Below are 2,311 nucleotides of genomic sequence, written 5' to 3'. Positions count from 1 at the left end.
CCATATAAGTCTTTTGCTTTTTTTAGTGTTTCCTTAGACAAACCTTCTTTAAATTGTTCTGCAAAATGTTTGAATGAATACTCTTCTCCTTTACATGATACATCATTCTTTAGAATTTTTAATTTATAAATTTCATTCCAATACTTTGCTCTTTCTTCATCTTTTTTCATTGCTTTTAAATAAAGTTCTTTAGCTTTTTTCTTTTGCTCGCTTGTAGCATTTAATCTAAAACTTTGCTCTAAATCTTTCAATATATCTTCATCAGTAAGTACTGTGATTTTGTCATCACTTGTTGTATTTAGGTTAGTAGTATTTGCATAAATTGATGTAAATGGTGTAACCACAAGAGTTAATGCTACTACTGAAGTAAGTATTGTCTTTTTGATTTTCATTTTTCTACCTCCATTTAATTTATTGGTTCGTTTCTATGATTAAAGTATATAACTGCTGTGTGAAATTGATGTGAAACCTATTTGAAATGTATGTGTTTTTTTACTAGTATAAAGCTTATAATATATGTTCTTTACACCCAAAAAAAGTAATCATATTTTCGATTACTTTTTTTGGTAATTCTTATCATCTGACATCTTTCTAACACTTATGATAGAAGCATTGGTTATTTTTCATCTTTTCCATCATCAAATATATTCATTTCTAATAGTTGTTTCCAACACTTATCTGCTTCTTCTCTGCATGCTTCAGCTTTTTTGAATAGCTCCATTGCTTTATTAACTTTAGCCTGATCTGCATTATTTACTATACTTGCTTTAAATTCTTCTAATGTCATTACACTGGAAACCTCAGCCTTGGTATCTGCAAATCCTACTGCTTTATCTCCTATAGTTTCTATTTTTTCTCCTTCTTCAAATACTCCTAATTCATTCATTTGCTTCATGATTTTATCTGCATCATCATAGTTACCTTTTTCTTCTTGTTTTATCATTTTTTCAAATAGATCTTTTGCCTTTTTTAGTGTTTCTTTTGATAAATCTTTTTTAAACTCTTTTGAAAAAATTTCAAAAGTGTATTCATCTATATTTCCTTCATATTTAGTTTCTACTTTATCACCCTGCACAAGGTCTATATCTCCAGTAGTTTCTATTTTTTCGCCTTCATCAAATACTCCCAATTCAAACAATTGTTTCATGATTTTTTCTGAATCATTAAAGTTGCCTTCCTTTTCTGCTTTTACCATTTTTTCATATAAGTCTTTTGCTTGTTTTAGTTTTTCCTTAGACAAACCTTCTTTAAATTGCTCTGCAAAATATTTGAATGAATACTCTTCTCCTTCAAAATGTGAAGGATTATTTTTTAGGATGTTCATTTTATAAATCTCATTCCAGTACTTCGCACTTTCTTCATCTTTTTTAACCATCTTTAAATAAAGATCTTTAGCTTTTTGTTTTTCCTCTTTTGTAGCATTTGATCTAAAACCCTGTTCTATTCCCTTTAGTATATCTGCATCTGTAAGTACGGAAATTTTCATATTACTTCCTGTTTTTAAGTTAGAATTCGCCTTTATTGATGTAAATGGTGTAACTACGAGAGTTAACGCTAATGCTGATATAACGATTGTTTTCTTAATACTCATTCTCTATTCCTCCATTAATTTGATTTGTTTGTTTCTATGATTAAATTATATATCTGCTGTGTGAAATTGACGTGAAACCTGTTTGAAATGTATGTGTTTTATAATTTAATACTGATAATCTATGTTTCGATTATTTATACATAACCAAAAAATTATCCTTTTTATAACTCCTATAGTAATCGAAAAATAGGGGGCTGTCTATCGACAACTCCCCTACATCATATTATAGAAGTACTTTTTATTTTTCATCTTTTCCATTATCAAAATATAATCATTTTAATAATTGTTTCCACCAGTAGTTTCTACCTTAGCACCTTCATTAAACACACCCAGCTCAATTAACTGTTTCATACATTTAGCTGCATCATCGTAGTTACCTTCTTTTTCATCTTTTATCATTCTTTCGAATAATACTTTTGCTTTATTTCTTGTCTCTTGTGATAAATCTTTTCTAAACTCTTTTGCTATAAGGTCAAAAGTGTACTCATCTGTGTTTCCTTCATATCTAGTTTCTACTTTACCCTCTTGTTTTATGTCTTTATTATCTTGTTTGGAGTCTTTGTCTCCTGTAGTTTCTACTTTAGCTCCTTCATCAAATACACCTAACTCAATTAACTGCTTCATGATTTTCTGTGCATTATCATAGTTACCTTCTTTTTCATCTTTTATCATTCTTTCAAATAATACTTTTGCTTTATTTCTTGTCTCTTGTGATAAATC

General features: G+C 28.6%; 3 protein-coding genes. All 3 read right to left on the bottom strand.

From position 1 onward, the window contains the following. Window positions 1–392 (bottom strand): hypothetical protein (locus P3X86_RS21220; RefSeq protein ID WP_483294738.1); only part of this gene is annotated, 392 nt, incomplete at its 3' end. 224 nt (window positions 393–616) lie between these two features. Next, on the bottom strand, window positions 617–1,591 hold the full coding sequence (locus P3X86_RS21215) for a hypothetical protein (protein WP_483294737.1): 975 nt from the start codon (window positions 1,589–1,591) through the stop codon (window positions 617–619). A 276-nt stretch (window positions 1,592–1,867) separates the two neighbouring features. Then, on the bottom strand, window positions 1,868–2,311 hold a 444-nt coding region (locus P3X86_RS21210), incomplete at its 5' end, for a hypothetical protein (protein ID WP_483294736.1).

The sequence above is a fragment of the Abyssisolibacter sp. ZYX002 genome, from assembly GCF_056892235.1.
This window is presented reverse-complemented; position numbering and strand designations above follow the sequence as displayed.

Bases quoted from the DNA above. Each gene is read 5' to 3' on its own strand.
- P3X86_RS21215 (WP_483294737.1), bottom strand. From the start codon at position 1,591: ATGAGTATTAAGAAAACAATCGTTATATCAGCATTAGCGTTAACTCTC.